The organism is Cupriavidus sp. F041 (assembly GCF_057814235.1).
Genome location: NZ_JBVASY010000001.1, coordinates 3120795 through 3136677, shown reverse-complemented (window position 1 = coordinate 3136677; position 15883 = coordinate 3120795). Strand labels below are relative to the sequence as shown.

The 15883-nt window shown below is 63.5% G+C and carries 10 protein-coding genes; 4 read left to right on the top strand and 6 right to left on the bottom strand.

Going from position 1 to position 15883, the window contains the following annotated elements; translation table 11 throughout:
• Positions 1 to 3: 3 nt before the first annotated feature.
• The 3 genes from ACZY0R_RS14370 to ACZY0R_RS14360 all read right to left on the bottom strand — a co-directional run bounded on the left by ACZY0R_RS14370 (position 4) and on the right by ACZY0R_RS14360 (position 3083).
• Positions 4 to 717: an SDR family NAD(P)-dependent oxidoreductase gene (locus ACZY0R_RS14370; RefSeq protein ID WP_488859025.1), complete on the bottom strand. Its 714-nt coding sequence runs from the start codon at positions 715 to 717 to the stop codon at positions 4 to 6.
• A gap of 99 nt (positions 718 to 816) precedes the next feature.
• Positions 817 to 1806 carry a Bug family tripartite tricarboxylate transporter substrate binding protein gene (locus ACZY0R_RS14365; protein WP_488859024.1) on the bottom strand — a complete coding sequence of 330 codons (990 nt, stop codon included), beginning with the start codon at positions 1804 to 1806 and terminating at the stop codon, positions 817 to 819.
• A gap of 176 nt (positions 1807 to 1982) precedes the next feature.
• Positions 1983 to 3083, bottom strand: coding sequence for a hypothetical protein (locus ACZY0R_RS14360; protein ID WP_488859022.1), 1101 nt, complete (start codon positions 3081 to 3083; stop codon positions 1983 to 1985).
• Positions 3084 to 3996: 913 nt separating this feature from the next.
• Between ACZY0R_RS14360 and ACZY0R_RS14355 the strand changes: the two genes are divergently transcribed.
• The 3 genes from ACZY0R_RS14355 to ACZY0R_RS14345 are packed head-to-tail and all read left to right on the top strand — an operon-like array spanning position 3997 to position 8564.
• Positions 3997 to 5202, top strand: coding sequence for an acetyl-CoA C-acetyltransferase (locus ACZY0R_RS14355; protein WP_488859021.1), 1206 nt, complete (start codon positions 3997 to 3999; stop codon positions 5200 to 5202).
• Positions 5203 to 5253: 51 nt separating this feature from the next.
• Positions 5254 to 7407, top strand: coding sequence for a 3-hydroxyacyl-CoA dehydrogenase NAD-binding domain-containing protein (locus tag ACZY0R_RS14350; RefSeq protein ID WP_488859020.1), 2154 nt, complete (start codon positions 5254 to 5256; stop codon positions 7405 to 7407).
• Entirely contained in the window at positions 7404 to 8564 is a 1161-nt protein-coding gene (locus tag ACZY0R_RS14345; protein ID WP_488859018.1) for an acyl-CoA dehydrogenase family protein, read from the top strand. Before ACZY0R_RS14350 ends, ACZY0R_RS14345 begins: the two co-directional genes overlap by 4 nt.
• Before the next feature lie 73 nt (positions 8565 to 8637).
• Here ACZY0R_RS14345 and ACZY0R_RS14340 read toward each other — a convergent pair whose 3' ends face one another.
• Positions 8638 to 9723 carry an acyl-CoA dehydrogenase family protein gene (locus ACZY0R_RS14340; protein WP_488859016.1) on the bottom strand — a complete coding sequence of 362 codons (1086 nt, stop codon included), beginning with the start codon at positions 9721 to 9723 and terminating at the stop codon, positions 8638 to 8640.
• A 321-nt stretch (positions 9724 to 10044) separates the two neighbouring features.
• Between ACZY0R_RS14340 and ACZY0R_RS14335 the strand changes: the two genes are divergently transcribed.
• On the top strand, positions 10045 to 12741 hold the full coding sequence (locus ACZY0R_RS14335) for a winged helix-turn-helix domain-containing protein (protein ID WP_488859015.1): 2697 nt from the start codon (positions 10045 to 10047) through the stop codon (positions 12739 to 12741).
• Positions 12742 to 12781: 40 nt separating this feature from the next.
• On the opposite strand, the gene ACZY0R_RS14330 is transcribed toward ACZY0R_RS14335, so the two are convergent.
• Together ACZY0R_RS14330 and ACZY0R_RS14325 are read right to left on the bottom strand one after the other, a co-directional pair.
• Complete coding sequence (locus ACZY0R_RS14330; RefSeq protein ID WP_488859014.1) at positions 12782 to 14050, bottom strand: ABC transporter substrate-binding protein; 1269 nt, start codon at positions 14048 to 14050, stop codon at positions 12782 to 12784.
• Positions 14051 to 14142: 92 nt separating this feature from the next.
• Positions 14143 to 15783 (bottom strand): long-chain-fatty-acid--CoA ligase, encoded by a 1641-nt coding sequence (locus ACZY0R_RS14325; RefSeq protein WP_488859013.1) that lies wholly within the window; start codon positions 15781 to 15783, stop codon positions 14143 to 14145.
• Between the last annotated feature and the right edge of the window lie 100 nt (positions 15784 to 15883).

Here is a 15883-nt window from a genome sequence, read left to right as displayed (position 1 = left end):
TATCTACGCGGCATTCCGACTCGGTGCCGCCGCGGAACAACACCGAGCTTGCGAAGGTAGGGCTAGCGGATATCTCGCGCCGTTTTCTGAAGGTGCGGCGCCTCCGAAAGACGCAACTATGCGATCTGACATCGGCGTCCGCACCCCTGACGGACAGACGACATTGATGCGAATACCGCTTCTTGCATACTGCAATGCGGCGCTACGAGTAAGACCGATCACGGCGTGCTTGGATGCGCTGTAGATGGCCGAACGGGCGGAGCCAACCAGTCCGGCGCCCGACGAGACATTGACAATCGTTCCCCCGCCCTCCTGCGTCAACATCTGGGCAATCTGGCCCCTCATGCAAATCCACACACTTCGGACATTGACGTCCATGGTGCGATGGTAGAGATCATCATCATCCTCCTCCAGCAACTTCCTGGTCGCTCCCTCCACGCCAGCCGCATTGACTGCGCAATCAATGCATCCCCAGCTGGCAACGGTCGATTCCACAGCCATAAGTACCGCGCCGGCTTCTGTCAGGTCACAGTGCAGTGCCTGCGCTTCGGCTCCAATCGCCCCAATTGCCTCCACTACTTCCAAGAGGCCTTCCTTGTTGCGGTCCACTGCAGCTACCCGCGCACCGCGAGCAGCAAATGCCAATGCCGTCGCCTTCCCGATACCCGACGCCGCGCCGGTTACAAACACCGCCTTCTTTTCAAATTCCATTGTCATGATTCTTCCCGGCAGTATTGGACACACCGTCAATCAAATCTCAATTCCCGTAATTTCACGTTAAATTAAATTCCATTTTTCACACCGCAATGTGACTTCCTATTGATCTATAACAACCTTGGAGCGATTTACCATCTCCCGCCAAGCGTCCATGTCCCGCTTCATTTGTGGCGCGAAAGCATCACCATTAGTCCAATATATAATGACGTCCATATCCTCCAGATACTTGCGCTCGACCGGGTTGTCGAGGAATGCCTTGATAGCCATGCTTAGACGGCCAGCAATTTCCGGCGGTACGTTCGCCGGGGCCATAAGGGCATACCAGCCTCCCCCATAGCTCATCTCGTTGTGCCCTTGCTCAGTAAACGTAGGCACATTTGGCAGGGAACCCACTCTCTTTTCGCCTATAACGGCAATGGGCGTGAGCTTGCCTGAGAGCAAATAACTCTTGGCAGCAAACACGGAGAACAATCCCATCTCGATCTGACCACCAAGTAGATCGGTGAGGGCAGGAGTCTCCCCTTTGTACAATGCCCCGGTCATTCCCAGATCATTCTCCTTATTTAAAATCTCCAAGATCACCTGCGGTCCGGTTGATCCTGCGCCATAGCTCCAGCGCTTACCTCGAGCGGCTTTAACAAACTCATCGACATTATTTACGCCCAAATCGGGACGAACCGCAACGACCGTTGCGCTTAGTCCGATCCTGGCCAGAGGCGTGAAATCCTTCATCGGATCATAGGCAACCTTCTTGAAGTGAATTGGATTCTGGATATGAGAGGTCTGTGCCAGGAGAATCGTATAGCCGTCCGGCGGGGCCTTCGCAACCGCGAGGGTTCCAATGATTGTGCTGGCGCCGGGGCGATTCTCCACGATTATCTGCTGCCCAAGCTGCTCCGCCATGTTCTTTGCAAATCGGCGCGCGATAGCGTCAGCAACTCCGCCAGGGGCGACTGGCACCACGAGCTTGATTGGGTGATCCGGCCATGTCCCGCGTTGAGCCATTGCCGGCTTCTGCATCGATGCCAGCGCGGCAATGCTCAGCCCGCTCAAGATAAAACGGCGCTTCCTACTGACAAGATCCTTCATTCTTTCTCCCACCTGATTGGCCTGTGTTTGGGAATATCCTCACGTCTTCTTCAAGTGATCCCGAACTGGAGACAACTTTCAGGCACCTCCCCTGCCCCGCCTGTTGCCAACGTAATCGGGCAGAACGCCCCTAACCCGGCCCCAGCGCTCCAGTGGGACATCGCATGCAGCGCTTTCTACAGCGGCATGCGGGACTCAACCCACGGGACTACCTTTTCTGTCTGGGCCAAGGCTCCCGCGTTCTCGGGCTCGCCTTCATCGGGCTCGAAGTAGTGCAAATGCTCCGGGAAGTTCACCAATGTCTTGTCGAGGCTTCCGAACGCATCGAAAAGCGCCTTGGAGTGCGTCTGCATGTAGCAGTCCAGATCGCGCCCTGCGTGAATAACCAGGACCGGTAGCTTGATCGTGGGCGCGGTCTTCAGGAAATTGGCATTACTTGACAAGCCAGACCATGTAGAGAGCCAGGCGTCGGGTGTCACCACACGTGCAAAGCCGAGCAATTGGTAGTTCATCAGATCCGGGCGTTCGCTGAGCAGGCTGCCATAGCCGCGGACTCCGGGATCGAGTGCGTTATCCGTGTAGTTCAGGTTAGCCATGGTTCTGTAGATCGTCATGACCGGCTGGAATGCGGAGCGCCGGAGAATCGCACGCTGCTGTGCCAGCGTCAGTGCCGGGAACATTGGCCCCGTGGTCGCAAGCTCCGCCTCCTTCTGCGCTGCGACCAACGCTCGTGCCTTCGCGTCGATTCGCGCAATCCTGGCCAACTGCCCGGCGCGGTAGCGTTGGATGAACTCCGAGTTGTAGTGCGACCACTGTGGCGGAGGCTTGAACCCATTGATCGGGTCATACATGTCGAGGCTGGGCTCGGTGAGCAATGGATTCTCTTCGTCGATGACGGAGGGGTCGATTGTCTCGTTCAATATCAGACCTTGACCAGTATGGGCGGCTGAAACGATCATGGCATCGAAGGCCGGCATCACCGCAGTACGTAGCGCGGTCGGCCGGCCAGCTGGTGTGAATTCAAGCCGTCTCGATGGCTCCAGTTGCGCTTGCGACTGGTAGAAGCCACCAAGCGACCCGCCGCCAGAGTTGCCCAGCCAGATGATTTTTTCCACGCCGCGGCACTCCCTCAACCACCGGACTTGTGCCGCAATATCCAGGATGATCTGCTCATGGACGCAGGTCATGTCGTTATTCAGCGTACGAACATTAGCGCCGAGGCACGCATATCCCGCGCGCAGCAATCCCGGAAAAGCGTAGTGTTGGCTGAAATCCACCCTCGGATGCGCCGCTACGATTGCGACGCGAGGACGTGGATTTCTTTTCGGCGTCCAATACAGACCGCGGCTCTGCGCGCCATCGCTGGCGTTGGCTGTAACCTGCTCGCAAGTAGCAAACGTATCGACTGGCTCCCGAAACCTCACCCACGAACCATTCCAGTATGTTTTCGAAAGTAACCGCATTCCTGCCTCTTTAATAAATTGACGCTTGCATCGAGCAAGTTCGCGAGCGGAATGAGCGACGTGCCAGTCGCATCTCTCGCCATTGGATCACTCCGGCATCCCCTGGCTTCCTCAGATCCTCCCTCGTCAGTGGCCGTTGCTGACTAGCCGCGGCATCCCGTTTTAGCTGCGCTGAAGTTCGGATTGCAAGACAGGTTTCCAACGTTGCGGTAGCCCGGCGATCGTCGTGAAATGGCGCCACGCCATCACGCACCCGAGAAGCCATGGTCGCGGGCATTTCAGTTGCCGCGGCCATGCGGATCTCCTCATCGCGACGCGTCGCGCCGTGAGCACCTGGACCTCCCGAATCAATTATGCTTACAGCCCTAACAATATCCGAGTACGGACTTACCCTAGGCATGCACCGGTTCAGGCTGCTGAAGTACCTCTTGTGGACGCCGGGAAATGTCTGCCGACACCGCCTCGGCCAAGCGGACCTTAATGTGGGAGCCCGGACCTGTATGGAGCACGCCTGCCCGGGCCTGAAGCTGTCGACGAAGTGCATGGGTCGCTATTTGCAGCAGGACAAAAGGCGGGCAATGTAGCCAACGTCCACGAATATTCATCCCTTTGAACGAGGCGCGTCGCCCGAGCGGCACAACATAATCCTTTCGCAAAAGATGTGGTGCCGCAGAGGCCGCGCGCACGCTTGGCGCCCTGCCCGAAAAAATGCAGACCAGGAATCGAGATGAATGAAGCCTTTCTTTATGACGCCGTCCGAACGCCGCGCGGCAGGGGCCGCGACACCGGAGCCTTGCACGACATCACGCCTGTCTCGCTCGCCGCGCAGACGCTGCGCGCGCTGCGCGAGCGTCATGGGCTGGACCCGACACTGATCGAGGAGACAGGCTTGGGCATTGTCATGCCCCTGGGCGAACAAGGTTCCGATCTGCCGCGCATCGCGTTGCTGGCCGCGGGCTACGGCGAGAGCGTGCCGGGCTACCAGCTCAACCGCTTCTGTGTATCCGGCCTCGATACGGTCAACCAGGCCGCGGCGGCGATCATGGCCGGCCAGATCGAAGCCGCCCTCGGCGGCGGCGTCGAATCGATGTCGCGCGTGGCCATCGGCTCGGATGGCGGTGCAATCTATACCGATCCGTCCATTACGCGGCAGTTTCCCTACATGCCGAACGGCGTGGCGGCCGACCTGATTGCCACCCTGAAGGGCCTGACGCGTCACGATGTGGACGCCTACGCGTTGGAGAGCCAGAAGCGCGCGGCGCATGCGAGTAAGCAAGGTCATTTTGACCGATCGCTGATTCCGGTGCGCAACGTGATCGGCGACGTCGTCCTGGCGCGGGATGAAGCCGTCCGGCCCGAGACCAGCATGGAAGGCCTCAAGAAGCTCGCACCCGCGTTTGCCGGCACCGGAAAGCAGGGCTTCGACACGATCGCCCTGCAGCGCTATCCGGAACTGGAGCAAATCGAGCATATCCACACAAGCGGCAACTCCAGTGCCATTGTCGATGGCGCCGCCGTGGTGCTGGTCGGCAGCAAGGCGTTCGGCGAACGCGCCGGGCTGAGGCCGCGCGCCCGCATCCGCCACTTTGCAGCGCTTGGCAGCGATCCCGACATGAACCTGGGGGGGCCGGTCCCTGTCACGAAGAAGCTGCTGGCGCGCAGCGGCTTGCGCATAGCCGACATCGATCTCTTCGAAGTCAATGAGGCGTTCTCCGTCGTTCCGCTGGTATTCATGCGGGCCTTCGATATCGACCACGCGAAGGTCAACGTCAATGGCGGTGCAATTGCGCTGGGCCATCCGCTGGGTGCGACCGGTGCCATGCTGCTGGGCACGCTGCTCGACGAACTGGAGCGTCGCGACTTGCACCGTGGGCTGGTTACCTTGTGCGCTGCTGCCGGCCAGGCCACCGCGACGCTGATCGAGCGTGTCTAACTTGCGGAACATGTGCAAGCCATACCGAATCCCAAATCAGGAAACGTACTGATGAAGCCCATTTCCTTTTCCGTCGATCAAGACGGGATTGCGCTGATCACAATCGACTGCGCCGATCGGCCCGTCAACGTCTATACGCCGGCCTTGACGGCTGGGATGAGCGAGGCGGTCGAGCACGTGCTGGCCAACGACGCGATCGTCGGCGCCATCATCACTTCCGGCAAGGACGGCTTCCTCGCCGGCGCCGACCTCAACGCGGTGCTTGGGCGGCTGGAGGCGGCGCTGACGCAGGGGCGAAGCGCGCTGCCCGGTTTCGTCGCCGAGAACCTTTTCATGCGCCGCATGGAGACCGGCGGCAAGACGTTCGCCGCCGCCATCAATGGCACGGCGCTCGGCGGCGGGCTGGAGCTTTGCCTGGCCTGCCATTACCGCGTTCTGTCGGATGCGCCCGATACGCGCGTCGGGCTGCCAGAAGTCGGGGTCGGCCTGTTGCCGGCCGGTGGCGGAACCCAGCGCCTGCCACGCCTGCTCGGGATTGAAGCCGCGTTGCCGCTGCTGCTGGATGGCACCACCCTCGCTCCCGATCGTGCGCTGGGGCTCGGCGTCGTGGATGAGATTGCACCGTGCGCAGAGTTGGTGATGCGTGCCAAGCGCTGGCTCCTGGCCAATCGCGGCACGCGCCAGCCCTGGGACCGGGACGGCTACCGCGTGCCAGGGGGCGCCGGCGCGCTGGCCGGGCATGCGTTGCGCAGCTTCCACACCGGCATGGCACAAGTTCGCAGCCGTACGCACGGCAACTATCCGGCGCCGCTGGCGATTCTTTCGGCGGTCTATGAAGGCACGCAGCTTCCCTTCGACCGCGGCATGGCGATCGAGGCTCAGTACTTCGCGCGGCTCGCTGCGGACCCGGTCGCACGCAACCTCGTCCGCACGCAGTTCGTCAACCGCAAGCGCTACGAGCGGCTTGCGCACCGTCCGCAGGGCATTCCCCAGGGGTCGGCGCAGCGGCTCGGGATTCTCGGCGCAGGCATGATGGGGGCAGGCATCGCGCTTGCCGCCGCGCGGGCCGGCATCGAAGTGGTACTGCTCGATGCCACACGCGAGCAAGCGGCTGCTGGCCGGCTCCGCGCCATGGAGCTGGCAACCGGCGCGGGGGTGTCAACGACGCAGAGCGAGCCCGCGCAGCGCGCGGGCAAGCTGATTCATGCGACGGAGCATTACGCCGACCTCGACGGTTGCGACTTCGTGATCGAAGCCGTGTTCGAAGACCGCGCTGTCAAGGCCGATGTGATCGCCCGTGCGCTGGCCGTGCTGTCGCCCACGGCGATCTTTGCTTCGAATACGTCCACTTTGCCCATCACCAGCCTGGCCACAGGCACCGGCAGGCCGGAGCGCTTCATCGGCATGCATTTCTTCTCACCGGTAGAGCGCATGCCCTTGCTGGAGATCATCCTGGGTGAGCGGACATCGCGCCAAACCCTGGCGCACGCTATGGACCTGGCTGCCCGGCTGAAGAAGACGCCCATCGTGGTCAATGACAGCCCGGGCTTCTACACCAGCCGCATCTTCTGCGCATACGTCGACGAGGCGATGGCGATGCTTGCCGAGGGTGTCAAGCCGGCGCTGATCGAGAACGCCGCCCGCATGGCCGGCATGGCGGTGAGCCCGTTGGCCGTACTGGACGAAGTTTCGCTGGACCTGCAGCAGCACGTGGTCAGGCAGGCCGAGGCGGACGGTGTGCCCGAGCCGCTGCGCCGCATCCACGCACAGCCGGTCATCGCCCGCATGAATGCCATTGACAGGCTGGGCCGCAAGCGCGGCGGCGGATTCTACGACTACCCAGAGGGCGGCAAGAAGCGCCTGTGGCCTGGACTGGCGCAAGCGTACCCAGCGGCGCGACAGCAACCCGGCCTGGGAGAAGTGAAGCGGCGTCTCCTGCATGTCCAGGCATTGGAATCGGTCCGCTGCCTGGAAGAGGGGGTGATCTCGGCGCCGGAAGATGCAGACATTGGCGCCATCCTTGGACTCGGTTTCCCGGCATGGACTGGCGGGCCTGTGTCGCTGGTCGACACCGTTGGCGTGCGCGCCTTCGTGCTTGCCTGCGATGCGCTTGCCGACGCGTACGGCTCCCGGTTCCGGCCTACGCAGGCCCTTCGCGAGCGCGCACGGCGCGGCGAGCCGTTCTACCGCACGGAGGCGGCATGAGCACGATACGAAGAATCTTCGAGCCCGAGCACGACCAGTTCCGCGACTCGGTGGCACGGTTTATCCGCAAGGAGGTTGCGCCGCATGTCGATGCCTGGCGCAAGCTTGGGTGTTGTGATCGTACCGTCTTCGAGAAGGCCGGCGAGCAGGGCCTGTTGCTGATGTGGGCCGCTGAGCAGTATGGGGGCGCCGGCATGGCGGACTTCCGCTACGAACAGATCCTGTACGAGGAGACGATCCGGCATGGCGACATCGGCGTGTTCTTTACGCTGCATTCACGGCTGGTGGCACCATACATCGCACGCCTGGGCAATGATGAACAGAAAGCGCGGCTGCTGCCCGATGCGGCAAGCGGCAAGCGCATCCTGGCCATTGCCATGACCGAGCCCGGAACGGGCTCGGACCTGGCGGGCATCCAGGCCCGCGCGCGAAAAACCGACGGCGGCTGGCTGCTGCAGGGCACGAAGACATATATCTCGAACGGGCTGAATGCCGATGCGGTCATCGTGGTGGCCCGCACCGATCCGGCCCAGCCACGCGCCTTCGGCCTCTTCCTGGTGGAACGCGGCATGCCCGGCTTCGAGCGGGGGCGCAAGCTGGACAAGCTTGGCCTTGACGCGCAGGACACGGCCGAACTGTTCTTCGACAACGTATTCGTGCCGGATGCCAACCTGCTGGGTGACCCCGCAAAGGGGCTTGGCTACCTGGCGGAAGGACTGGCGGAAGAACGGTTGCTCAGTGCCTGCCAGTCGGTCGCGCACGCGCAGGTGGCGCTGGACCTGACGCTGGACTACGTGAAGGCGCGACGTGCGTTCGGCCGTCCGCTGGGCGCTTTCCAGAACACACGGTTCGCACTGGCGCGCAAGCATGCGGAACTTGACGCGATGCAGTCCTGGATCGACACTCTGGTCATTGAGCACAACGCCGGGCGGCTGGACGCCCCGACGGCCGCCTCGGCCAAACTGTTGACTTCAGAACTGGAGAATCGCCTGATCGACGATTGCCTGCAGTTCCACGGCGGAGCCGGCTATATGGACGAATACCGGATCAGCCGTATGTACCGCGATGCGCGAGTGTCGCGGATCTATGCGGGAAGCTCGGAGATCATGCTGGAGATTGTCGGCCGCTCGCTGGGGTTGTCGGAGCGCATGGCCTAGCGCGCACGGGTCTTCTGCGTACAGTCCGACAGGAGAATACGGGCGTTTCCGGCCAACGGAAACGCCCGTATTCCTATCCCCGCGCGATGCGGTTCGCCATGCTCCAGCGGTGGACTTCCGAAGGGCCATCGTAGATGCGGAATGCGCGCATGTCCCGGAAAATGCGGGCGACGATGGTCTCGTCGGTTACGCCGCTGCCACCCAGCACCTGGACAGAGCGATCCACGATGCGCCACAGGGCTTCGGAACAGATCACCTTGGCCTGGCTTGACTCGTGCCGGCCTTTCTCGCCCTGGTCCAGGACCCAGGCGCAATGCCAGATGGTCAGCCGGGCAATGTGCAGTTCCATCTCGTTGTCGGCAAGCATGAAGCCCACGCCTTCGTGCTCGACCAGGCTACGGCCGAACGCGCGGCGCTGCCGCGCATAGTCAGCCGCCACGTCATGGGCGCGCCGTGCCGCGCCAAGCCAGCGCATGCAGTGGGTGAGGCGGGCGGGCGCGAGACGCAACTGCGCATAGCGAAAGCCTTCCCCCACCTTGCCGAGGACATCGGTGGCCGGCACGCGCAGCTTGTCGAACCGCACGACGGCATGCCCGCCGGTGAAGCAGGTGTCGAGGGCATCCATCTGGCGCTCGATTTCCACGCCCGGCTGGTCCATGTCGGCAAGGAACATCGTCGCCGTGCCGTCTTCCATGCGCGCCATGATGATGGCGAAGGTGGCGCCCGTGGCACCGGTAATGAACCACTTGCGGCCGGTGATGAGGTAGTCGCCGCCATCCTGGACCGCGACAGTCTGGAGCATGGACGGGTCCGCTCCGGCACCTGGCGACGGCTCCGTCATGCAAAAGCAGGAGCGTGTGTGCCCGTCGATCAGCGGCTGCAGCCAGCGCTTTTTCTGCGCCGGCGTCGCCACGATTTCCATCAGATGGATATTGCCTTCGTCGGGGGCGTGGATGTTCAGCGCGACCGGACCAAGAGGCGAATACCCCGCTTCTTCGAACACAATCGCCTTGTCGGCATGGCTCAGGCCAAGGCCGCCGGCTTCCTTCGAGGCGTGCGGCGTCAACAGGCCAGCGGCGCGGGCTTTTGCAACCAGTTCCGTGCGGAGCGCTTCGGTGGGTCCGTGTGCGGTCTGCCTGGGATCGCGCTCCATCGGCATGACGTGTTCCGCGATGAACTCGCGGGTGCGTGCAATGCCTGCTGCGCGGCATTCAAACTGAAGTCCATATTCGTCTCGCTCTGGTGCTGTGGTGACGCCTGCCGGTGTGCGGCCGGCAGGCGGGTACACGCTTGGGCCGGGCCAAGCCGGGGTGCCGCCAAGGTTAGCGCCTGCGCACGGGCGATACTTCATCCAAAGGGACGATTTTCCCGCATTGTGGCGTCGATACCGGCAGAGCACGCCATGACTGGCACAGGATAGCGCCATGAGCGGATAGAATCCACGCTTGTCCCACCAGTAGCGAAGTCCATCCGGATTGCCATGCGTACCCCGCCCGCCAAGTTCCTTGTTCCCCAGCGACTGCGCACGCACCTGACCCGGGACCGCCTGGCGGCGCCCGTCATACAGGCCAGCGATGTGCGGCTCGTCTCGGTGCAGGCGCCGGCCGGCTTTGGCAAGACGAGCACTATGCTCGATATCCATGCGGCCTGTGTGGCCGCCGGCATGCGCACGGCGTGGTGCCAGCTGGGGGCCGCGGACAACGACTTCTCCATCTTCCTGGCATCCCTTAACGTGGCGGTGGATGCCCTGTGCGAGGGGGACGAAGACGTGAGCGCAGCCGGGCAAGACGGTTTGCCGACGGATACGCTGGTCGACCGGTTGACGCGCTTCCCGATGCCATTCGCCATATTCCTCGATGACTTCGAGACGTTGCACAACCCAGCCGCGCTGGAATTCCTGCGCCAGTTGATCGGACAGATGCCAGCGCACGGGAAGTTCGTGGTCGGCTCGCGCGGCACACCGGAACTGGGGCTCGGCAGGCTGCGGGCCCACGGCCGGCTGCTGGAGATCACGACCGACGCATTGCGCTTCACCCTCGAAGAGACGGGCGCCTACCTGCGCGAGCGCATCGGGCAGAGCGTTTCCATGGCAGACCTGCGCAAGCTGCACCTGCGCACGGAGGGCTGGGTCGTGGCGATCTGGCTAGCGGTGCTGGCCATGCAGCGCTGCGAGGATGTTTCGGCGTTCATCGGTACATTCTCCGGCTCCGATGCAGCCGTGGCCGACTACCTGGCCGAAGACGTGCTCTCGCGCCAGTCGCCGGAAGTGCAGGATTTCCTGCTGAAGACATCGCTGCTGGGTCCGTTCAGCGCCGACCTCTGCAATGCGGTGACAAGGCGCAGCGACGGCACCGCGATGCTGGAACGCCTCGCGCACGAGAATCTGTTCCTTACCAGCCTGGATGCGGCCGGCCAGTGGTATCGCTATCACAGCCTGTTCTCCGACTTTCTCAAGGCACGGTTGGCGCAACTGCACGGCAGCGTGGAGATCGCCGGGCTGCACCGCCTGGCGAGTGAATGGTTTATCGGCCAAGGCCGGCCGGTGCCCGCCATCGAGCACGCGCTCAAGGCAGAAGACTTCTGCGCTGCGCTGGACTTGCTGCAGCAGCACGCGGACCCGTTGCTGTGGCAGGGGCGAGTGCGCCTGCTGGCGCGCTGGTTTGAATGCCTGCCGCCCGACAGCCTGTCGAACCGTCCACGGCTCAGGCTGGTGCAGGCCTGGGCGCTGACGTTCCTGCATCGCGGCGACAAGGCGTTGCGCATGCTCGAAGACATGCACGATGCGGGCGAGCGCGATGCCGAGATTGCCGCGCGCATGCTTGCGCTGCATGCATTTATCCTGGCGCTGGGCGACAAGCTCGACCAGGCCTACGCTGCATGGCAGGACTGCTTGCGCAAGCTCTCCCCAAGCCACGTGTTTCCCTATGGCGTGCAACTCAATTCGTTGGCGTCCTGCCATATCTACCTGGGGCACTTCGACCAGGCGCGCCGGATGCTGGACAGCAGCCGGCAGGTCCACGCCGGCATCGGCGGCGGGGCGAACATGCGCGTGGCGCATTGCCTGGACGGATCGATCGACCTGGTCCAGGGCCGGTTGCGGCAGGCGCTGACACGCTACCGCGGCGCGCACGAACCCGACGCCAGCCGGGGCGAACAGCGCGTGGACGGGCAGGAGATCGCCGGGGCCTTCCTGGCCGAAGCCCTCTATGAATCGGGACGCAGCGATCAGGCGCAGCGCTTGCTGAGCGCCTACCTGCCGCTGATCCGCGAGGCGGCCTATGTCGATCCGCTGATCGTCACGTTTGTGCTGTTATGCCGGGGGGCGCTGGCTGACGGCCGCGAGGACGACGCGATGCTGTGGCTCCACGACTGCGAGCAGATGGGCTACCGGACCGGGCTGTTGCGCATGGTCGCCAACGCGCGGCTGGAGCGTTCGCGCATCGCGGTGCAGCGCGGCGACCGCGATGGCGCGGAACTGGAACTGGCAGCGGCGCAGGCGCTGCGCGCCTGGTCGTTCGGCCCGGAGTTTGTGCCGCATGCCAACGACGTCGAGACCGTGGAACTGGCGCGTTGCAGGCTGGAGATCGCGTTTGGCAACCCCGCCGGCGCCGCGCAAGCGCTGCGCGATGCGCTGGCGCTGGCCCAGGCAGCACAGCGAGGTCGCCGGGCACTGAAGCTGCGCATCCTGCTGGCGACGGCATTGCAGGCCGCAGGCGACAGTGCGCTTGCGCTGCAGGAGCTGGCGCCGGCATTGGAATTTGGCGCCAGCGAAGGCTTCGTCAGTACGTTCATCGACGAGGGCGAGCCGGTGGCTCGCATGATAGGCGCGGTGGGCGCAGGCGGGCCGCACGGCGGCCCACAGCTGTCGCCGGCGGCCCGCGGTCTGGTAGCGCAACTCGCCGGCATGTTTGCCGAGCGTACCGCCTCCGCGCCGGAGGGCGTAGTGCAAGCCATAGCGAACGCCCATCCGGTGCAGGACGGCCATGGCCTGACCAAAAAGGAACTGAAGGTGCTCCGCCTGCTGGCGGACGGGATGGCAAACAAGGAAATGGCGGTCCGGCTTTTTGTCTCGGAAACGACCGTCAAGACGCACCTGCGCAGCATCAATGCCAAGCTCGGCGCTTCGTCGCGCACGCACGCCGTGGCCGTCGCGCGCAAGCTGGGGCTGATCGCCTGACGATGCCGGCGCTGTGCAGCAACGCCGGCACGCTCGCGGATCAGGTCTTTTGCGGCTTGACGTACTTGCAGCTGGACTGCGATAGCGGGCGGAAAGCCTTGTCGGCCGGAATGGTCGCGCGCAGGGTGTAGTAGTCCCACGCGTACTTGGCGTCCTCGGGCTTCTTGACCTCGAACAGGTACATGTCGTGGACCATGCGGCCGTCGTCGCGGATGCGGCCGTTCTTGGCGAACACATCGTTCACCGGCATCGCCTTCATGGCTGCCACGGTTGCCTTCGCCTCGTCGGTTCCCGCGGTATCAACACCCTTCAGGTAGTGGAGCACTGCCGAGTAGGTACCGACCTGAACCATGGTTGGCATTTTCTTCTGCTTTTCGAAGAAGCGGCGCGACCACGCGCGCGTCTCCTCATTGCGATCCCAATAGAAGCCGTCGGTCAGGTACATGCCCTTGGTCGATTTCAGGCCCAGCCCGTGGATGTCGGTGATATGGATCAGCGACGCGGCCATGATCTGCTTGGGTGTGACGCCAAATTGCGCGGCCTGCTTGACAAGGTTTGCCGAGTCGCCGGCCGCGTTGGCCATGCCGATGACCTCGGCCTTGGAGGCCTGGGCCTGCACGATCTGCGACGAGAAGTCGGCTGCGCCGAGAGGGTGTTTCGCGCCACCCACGACCTTGCCGCCGGCAGCCTTCAGCGCTTCCTCGAACCCATTGCGCAGTGCCTTGCCGCCGGCGTAGTCTGCCTCGATGAAATACCAGGTCTTGTGACCGGCGTCGGTAATGGCGCGCGCAGTGCCTTGGCCTTGGGAGTACTCGTCGTAAGCCCAGTGCAGCGTAGTGGGCATGCAGTCTTCGTTGGTGATTCGCAGCGAGGCGGGCCCGGTGGGGATGACCACGCGATTCTTCTCGGCTGCGAGGTTCATCACAGCCAGTGTCACGGCTGAGGACGGCAAGTCCACTATCATGTCCACGCCCTCGCGGTCGAACCATGTGCGTGCGATATTGGCCCCTACGTCCGGCTTGAGCTGCATGTCGCCGGAAAGCAGCTTGACGTTGAAGGCGGGCTTGGCCTGCGCCGTAAAGTCGTCGATCGCCATCTGTGCGGCCAGCACCGAGCCGCGGCCACTTGCATCCGCGTAAATGCCTGACAGATCGGTCAGCACGCCGATGCGGACTTCACCATCCGACAGGCCAGCAGGCTGCGCGGCGGCGGATGCCAGGCCGGGCGCCGCGCCAGCCAGCATCAGCGCCAACAGGACAGACAGTGAAAGCTGGGGGCGGGCTCCTGCCCGGGATTGCTGCGATTTCATGCGATAGTCTCCTTGGATTGGCGCTTTGGCCTGTCATTTGTGTTGACGGTTCTGCTGCCGCCTTTGGGTTTTGCTTCGCCTGGAGGTTGCGCTCAGGCTGCTCGCATCCTGTCCGCCAGGTAACTGCCATAGCGTTCGCGCAATTGCAACTTGAAGAGCTTGCCCGTTGCTGTCAGCGGCATCTCGTCAATGAATACGACCGCATCTGGAAGCGACCATTTGACGAGCCGGCCCTCCAGTTCGGCCAGCACTTCCTGCTCTGACACACTGCTGCCAGGCTTGCGCTGCACGACCAGCAGCGGGCGTTCGCCCCATTTCGGATGAGCGGCCGCGATGCACGCTGCCAGGTGCACACCGGGGATGCTGGCAGCGATGTTCTCGATCTCCACCGAGGAAATCCACTCGCCGCCGGATTTGATGACATCCTTGCTGCGGTCCGTGAGGCGCATGAAGCCGTCTTCGTCGATCTCGGCGATGTCGCCGGTGGGCAGCCAGCCGTCCTGCAACGCAGAATCGGCAGCCCCGTAGTAGCGGGTGATGGCCCACGGTGCCCGCACCTGCAAGGAGCCGGCAATGCCGCTTCCCCAGGCGATTTCCCGGCTTTCGGGATCGACTACGCGCATGTCGGCGCCGGCTGCGGCACGGCCGGCGCTGCGGTAAATCGTCTTGCGCAATTCGGCGTCCGACAGCCCCGCCTGGTGGTGCAGCGGGCGAGCGCAGGTCGTCAGCGCGGCAGTTTCCGTCATGCCCCAGCCCTGGTAGAGCTCGACGCCCAGCTCGGCAAAGCCTTCGATCATTGCTGGCGGTGTGGCCGCACCGCCCAGCAGCAGCCGGCGCAATGTGCGGAAACGCAAGCCATGCTGCTGCATGTGGCGCAGTAGTGTGAACCACACCGTGGGCACGCCGATTGAGAACGTCACGCCCTCTTGCTCAATCAGGCGATGCAGCGATTCACCGTCAAGCCGGCCGCCCGGCAGCACGAGCTTTGCGCCGGTGAGTGTCGCCGAGAAAGGCGCTTCCCAGGCGTTGGCATGGAACATCGGCACCACTGGCATCACCACGTCGCGTGCCGACAGATTGTGCGCGTCGGGCAGCGCGCACGCATAAGCGTGCAGGACCGTGGCACGGTGCCCGTATACCACGCCCTTCGGCAGGCCGGTCGTACCGGACGTGTAGCAAAGGAACGCGGCACTGCGCTCATCCAGCTCAGGCCAGTCGCAGATCCCTTCGTGGTGCGCCAACAAGGCCTCGAAGCCGGCCACGGCCATGCCGTTCAGTTCAAGCCCGTCGCCCGGCTCGCCCAGCATGATCCACTGCTCCACGCCTGGACACTGCGGCGCAATTGACGAGAGCAGCGGCAGGAAGTCGGGCGAGAACACCACGAAGCGATCTTGCGCATGGTTGACGATGTGCACTACCTGCTCGGCGAACAGCCGCGGGTTGATCGTGTGGCAAATCGCTCCCATGCCACTGATGCCGAAGTACAGCTCCAGATGGCGATGATCGTTCCACGCCAGCGTGGCGATGCGGTCGCCCGGCTGCGCGCCCTGCGCAAGCAGCATCTGCGCGACCTTGCGTGCGCGCAATTCGCATTCGCCGTAGGTCTGGCGATGTGTGCTGCCGTCGATTACCGATACGATTTCCGTCTTACGGTGGTGGCGTGCTGCGCCATGCAGCAGCGTGGAAAGCAGCATGGGCATTTCCATCGAATAGGAAAGCGGCGCGGTGGTCATCCGGTAGTCTCCTTATTGTCTTGTCGTTGGGCGCAGGTATCGACGCCCTGCCAAGGGACACAGCCTGCGAGTCGATTATCTGTGGGGGAGCCAGGGCGTC